Origin of the sequence: Isoptericola sp. NPDC060257 (genome assembly GCF_042726645.1) — a bacterium.
Taxonomy (GTDB): Bacteria; Actinomycetota; Actinomycetes; order Actinomycetales; family Cellulomonadaceae; genus Isoptericola; species Isoptericola nanjingensis.
Genome location: NZ_JBHXAW010000310.1, coordinates 1 through 5121, shown reverse-complemented (window position 1 = coordinate 5121; position 5121 = coordinate 1). Strand labels below are relative to the sequence as shown.

4 protein-coding genes are annotated in these 5121 nt (G+C 74.8%); 2 read left to right on the top strand and 2 right to left on the bottom strand.

The features are described 5' to 3' along the window. On the bottom strand, window positions 1–1017 hold a 1017-nt coding region (locus ACFWEK_RS18845), incomplete at its 3' end, for a ThiF family adenylyltransferase (protein WP_430555031.1). Beyond that, complete coding sequence (locus tag ACFWEK_RS18840; RefSeq protein WP_430555030.1) at window positions 1014–1439, bottom strand: DUF3817 domain-containing protein; 426 nt, start codon at window positions 1437–1439, stop codon at window positions 1014–1016. The genes ACFWEK_RS18840 and ACFWEK_RS18845, both read right to left, overlap by 4 nt. Before the next feature lie 99 nt (window positions 1440–1538). On the opposite strand from ACFWEK_RS18840, the gene ACFWEK_RS18835 reads away from it, so the two are divergent. Then, entirely contained in the window at window positions 1539–3308 is a 1770-nt protein-coding gene (locus ACFWEK_RS18835; protein ID WP_430555029.1) for an ABC transporter ATP-binding protein, read from the top strand. Continuing rightward, window positions 3305–5071, top strand: coding sequence for an ABC transporter ATP-binding protein (locus ACFWEK_RS18830; RefSeq protein ID WP_430555028.1), 1767 nt, complete (start codon window positions 3305–3307; stop codon window positions 5069–5071). The genes ACFWEK_RS18835 and ACFWEK_RS18830 overlap by 4 nt, the downstream gene beginning before the upstream one ends. The last annotated feature ends 50 nt before the right edge of the window (window positions 5072–5121 follow it).

The window sequence follows — 5121 nt, the reverse complement described above, 5'->3', positions numbered from 1 at the left end:
GGCGACCGGCAGCGCCTGCACCTCCCAGTCCTCGCGGACGTCGACGAGCGCCACGGGCGCGTCGCCGGCGAGCAGTGCCGCGGCGTCGACGGCGCTCATGCTGGCGGGGCCGAGCCCACCGCCCGTCGTGCCCGTGCCGGCGTCCGCCGTGCCGCCGACCGGGGCGGGCAGGCCGCAGAACGCGGCGTACGCGGCGTCGTCGGCGAGCAGCTCGGCGACGGGCTCGCGCGTGGGGTCGGGGCGGACGGCGAGCTGGCGCCACGAGAGCTCGAGCGCGTCGTAGACGGCGATGCGGCCGAGCAGCGTGGTGCCCGCGCCGGTGATCAGCTTGACCGCCTCGGTCGCCATGACCGAGCCGACGGTGCCGCACAGGGCGCCGAGCACGCCGCCGGTGGCGCAGTCGGGCACGGTGCCCGGCGGCGGGGGCACCGGGAAGACGTCGCGGTAGGTGACGCCGCGCTCGCGGGCGCCGTCGTCCAGCACCGGCGCGCCCCAGAAGACGGCGGCCTGGCCGTCGAACTGGTGGATGGCGCCCCACACGACGGGCACGCCGAGGATCTCGGCCGCGTCGGAGACGAGGTAGCGGGTCGGGAAGTTGTCCGCCCCGTCGAGCACGACGTCGTACCCGCCCACGATCTCCAGCACGTTCTCGGGGGTGAGCCGCACGGGGTGGGTCACGACCTCGACGTCGGGCGCGAGGTCGGCGAGCCGGTCGCGCGCCGACTCGACCTTGGGCCGGCCGAGGTCGGCCGTGCCGTGCACCACCTGGCGCTGCAGGTTGGAGAGGTCGACGACGTCGTCGTCCACGACGCCGAGCGTGCCCACCCCGGCGGCCGCGAGGTACTGCAGGGCCGGGCTGCCGAGGCCCCCCGCCCCCACGACGAGCACGCGCGCGGCGGCGAGCCGGCGCTGCCCCTCCGGCCCGACGCCGGGCAGCGGCAGGTGCCGGGCGTACCGGGCGAGGCGTGCGGCGTCGAGCTCCGGGCCGGGTGCGACGAGGGGGGCGAGCGACGTCATGCCGCGTACCGCTCCGCGAGCGCCGCGAGCTTGGCGTCGGCGTCGGCGTGCACGCGCTTCTCGAGGACGAACGACATCACCGGCACGACGCCGGCGAACACCATGGTGGCGAGGCGGCCGAAGCCCCAGCGCATCTTGGACCACAGGTCGAGCACCGTGACGAGGTAGACCACGTAGATCCAGCCGTGCGCGAACGGCACCCAACCCAGGTAGTCGATGACGACCTCGACCGGCACCACGTACTTGAAGAACAGCTCGACGCACAGGATCAGCAGCATCACACCGGTGAGGATCGCCATGAACCGGTAGCGCTTGAGGGCGCCGCGAGCCTTGCGGATGGCGGCCTCGGCCTGGGCCTGGCTGGCGCCGCCGGCGGGCGACGACGAGGGCTGCGGGGCGGGGGTCTGCTGCGGCGTGCTCACCCCAGCATCGTAGGCGCGAAACGATGCGGTTAATCCGTGGCCCGGTGTCGGCGGGCGTTCGTAGGCTGGATCCTCGTGCGACCTCTTCCCTTGCCCGATGTGGGCAACCCTCCCCTGAAGTCCCCCGCCCGGCTGCTGGCCTGGCAGGGGTGGCGTCAGCGCGACGTGCTCGCGAAGTCGCTGGTGGCGGGCGTGGTGGCGATGCTGGCGTCGGCCGCGGCCCCGCTGCTCATCGGTCGCGCCATCGACGAGGGCCTGTCTCAGGGCTTCGGCGGCCCCCTGTTCGCCTGGTGCGGCGCGATGCTCGGCGCCGCCGCCGTGATCGTCGTCGCCGGCATCTTCAACCACATCTGGGACGTCGAGAACTGGGTGCGGGCGTCGCTGTCGTTCTCCCAGCTCGTGGGCTACAAGGCCTCGCGCGCGGGGCACGCGATCACGCGCAAGCTGCCCACCGGCGAGGTCGTCTCCGCCGTCGCGAACGACGCCCTGCGCGTGGGCGACATGTTCTCCATGGCCGGCCGGTTCACCGGCGGCGTGATCGCGTACGTCGTGGTCGTCGTGATCATGCTGTCGCAGCACGTGCAGCTCGGCCTCGTGCTGGCTCTCGGCATCCCGGCGGTGGCGGCCGTCCTCGGCCTGCTGATCAAGCCGCTGCAGTCGCGCCAGACGACGCAGCGCGAGGCCACGGGCCGCCTGACGTCGCTCGGCGCGGACACCGTCTCGGGCCTGCGCATCCTGCGTGGCATCGGCGGCGAGGACGAGTTCGCCGCCCGCTACGCCCGCCAGTCGCAGGAGGTCCGGCACCAGGGCGTGCGCGTCGCCGTGCTGCAGTCGGTGCTCGACGGCCTGCAGGTGCTGCTGCCCGGGCTCCTCGCCGCGCTCGTGCTGTGGCTCGGCGCCCGCGCCGCCGTCCGGGGCGAGATCACGAGCGGCCAGCTCGTCACGTTCTACGGCTACGCCGCGTTCCTCGCCTGGCCCGTGCAGATGGCCACGCAGATGCTGCAGATGGTCATCCGCGCCGTCATCTCCTCGCGCAAGATCCTCGACGTGCTGCGGGTCACCGAGGCGACGCCGTCGACCGCGACGCCCACGGACGCGCCGCCCGCCGGCGTCGAGCTCGCCGACGAGGCGAGCGGCCTGGTGCTGCGCGAGGGCCGCGTCCTGGGTCTCGTCAGCGCGGACCCGGACGCCTCGGCACGCGTCGCGACGCGGCTCGGGCGGCTCGACGACGAGGCCGAGGCCGGCACGCCGGTCCGGCTCGGCGGCGTGCCGCTGGCCGACCTCGACAAGGAGGCGCTGCGCCACCGCGTCGTCGTCTCCGAGGCGACGCCGCACCTGTTCTCGGGCGTGCTCGGTGAGGCGCTCGACGCGCGCGGCCGCGCCACCGAGGCCGACCTGCTGGCCGCGATGGTCACCGCCGACGCGCACGACGTGCTCGACAGCGTGCCCGGCGGCCTCGCCGGCGAGCTGCCCGAGAAGGGCCGCTCCCTGTCGGGCGGCCAGCGGCAGCGCGTGGCGCTCGCGCGGGCCCTGCTCACCGAGCCGGAGATCCTCGTCCTCGTGGAGCCCACCAGCGCGGTGGACGCCCACACCGAGGCGCGGATCGCGGAGCGGGTGGCGCAGGTCCGCCGCGGCCGCACCACGCTCGTCGTCACGGCGAGCCCGCTCGTGCTCGACCACCTCGACGAGGTCGTGCTGCTCGACGACGACGCCACGGTCGCGGCCAGCGGCACGCACGCCGAGCTGCTCGCCCGCCGCGACGCCCACGGCGCCGCGTACCGCGCCGTCGTCGGCCGGAGCATGGCGGAGGACACCGACGACGAGACCGACGAGCTGACCGACACCGACCTGGAAGGAGCGGCACGATGAGCAGCACGACGAGCAGCACCACCAACCCGAACCTGCTGCCGATCGCCGACCGCGCCGAGGTCAACCGCACGGTGGGCCGCCTGTTCCGCCGCCACCGCGGCCAGCTCGGCGGCGTCGCGGTGCTGCACACCCTTGCCGCGCTGGCCGGCCTGGCGGGCCCGTTCCTGCTGGGGCGGATCATCGACCTGGTCGCCGACGGCACCACGCTCTCCGCCGTCGACTCGCTCGCGATGGTGCTCGTCGGCGCCGTCGTCGCGCAGGCCGTCATCACGCGGTACGCGCAGCGCCTGTCGATGGTCTTCGGCGAGCGGGTCTTCGCCGACCTGCGCGAGGAGTTCATGGACGCCGTGACCCGGCTGCCGCTGTCGACGGTGGAGAAGGCCGGCACCGGCGACCTCGTCGCGCGCACCACCAACGACGTCAACAAGCTGCAGCACGCCGTGCGGTTCGGCGTGCCGCGCGTGCTCGTGTGCGTCGTGACGATCGTGCTCACGCTGGTCGCGTCGTTCCTCGCGAGCCCGCTCGTGGCGGTCGGGCTGCTCACCGGCGTCCCGCTGATCGTCGTGGCCACGCGCTGGTACCTCCGGCGCGCGACGCCGGGCTACCTGCGCGAGTCGGCGGCCTACGCCGCGATCAACGGCTCCATCACCGAGTCCGTCGAGGGTGCCCGCACCACCGACGCCCTGCACCTCGGCGCCCGCGTCCGCCGGCGCATCGACCGCGACCTGCGCGAGGCGTTCGACGCCGAGTCGTACACCCTGGGCCTGCGCCTGCGGCTCATCCCGGCCCTGGACGCGGCGGTCGCGATCGCGCCGATCGTCGTCATCCTCTGGGGCGGCTGGCTCGTGTCGCAGGACCTCACCACCGTGGGCACTGTCGCGACCATCGCGATGTACGGCCACCAGATGGGCGGCCCGGTGTTCGACCTGGTGTTCTGGCTCGACGAGCTGCAGGTCGCGGCCGTCGCGCTGGCGCGCGTCGTCGGCGTCGGGCTGGTCGGTCCGGACCGGACCGCCGGCACCGCCGTGCCGTCGTCGGAGGACGTCCGCGCCCGCGCCGTGCGGTACGCGTACCGCGAGGGTCACGACGTGCTGCACGGCATCGACCTGGACCTCGCGCCGGGCGAGCGGCTGGCCGTCGTCGGCCCGTCCGGCGCGGGCAAGTCCACGCTGGGTCGCATGCTCGCGGGCATCCACCCGCCCACCGGCGGCTCGGTCACCGTGGGCGACGTGCCGCTCGTCGAGCTGCCGCTGGAGGACCTGCGCCACCACGTCGCGCTGGTCACCCAGGAGCCCCACGTGTTCGTCGGGTCGCTGGCGGAGAACCTGCGCCTGGCCGACACGTCGGCCACCGACGACGCCCTGTGGGGCGCGCTCGGCGCGGTCGACGCCGCGTCGTGGGCGGCCGCGCTGCCCGACGGCCTCGAGACGGCGGTCGGGTCGGGCGGCCACACGCTCACGCCCGCCCAGGCGCAGCAGGTCGCGCTCGCGCGGCTCGTGCTGCTCGACCCGCACACGCTCGTCCTCGACGAGGCGACGTCGCTGCTCGACCCGCGGGCCGCCCGGCACCTGGAGCGGTCGCTCAACGCCGTGCTCACCGGCCGCACGGTGGTCGCCATCGCGCACCGCCTGCACACCGCGCACGACGCCGACCGCGTCGCCGTCGTCGACGGCGGCCGCATCACCGAGATCGGCCCGCACGACGAGCTCGTCGCCGCCGGCGGCGACTACGCCAGGCTCTGGCACAGCTGGCAGCACGAGTAACCCCCGCGCCCAGATCGAGGTGCCCGTCGTGAGATCGACCTTCAGTGGGT

Coding starts and splice junctions, on each gene's coding strand:
- ACFWEK_RS18830 (WP_430555028.1), top strand. CDS start 3,305: ATGAGCAGCACGACGAGCAGCACCACCAACCCGAACCTGCTGCCGATC.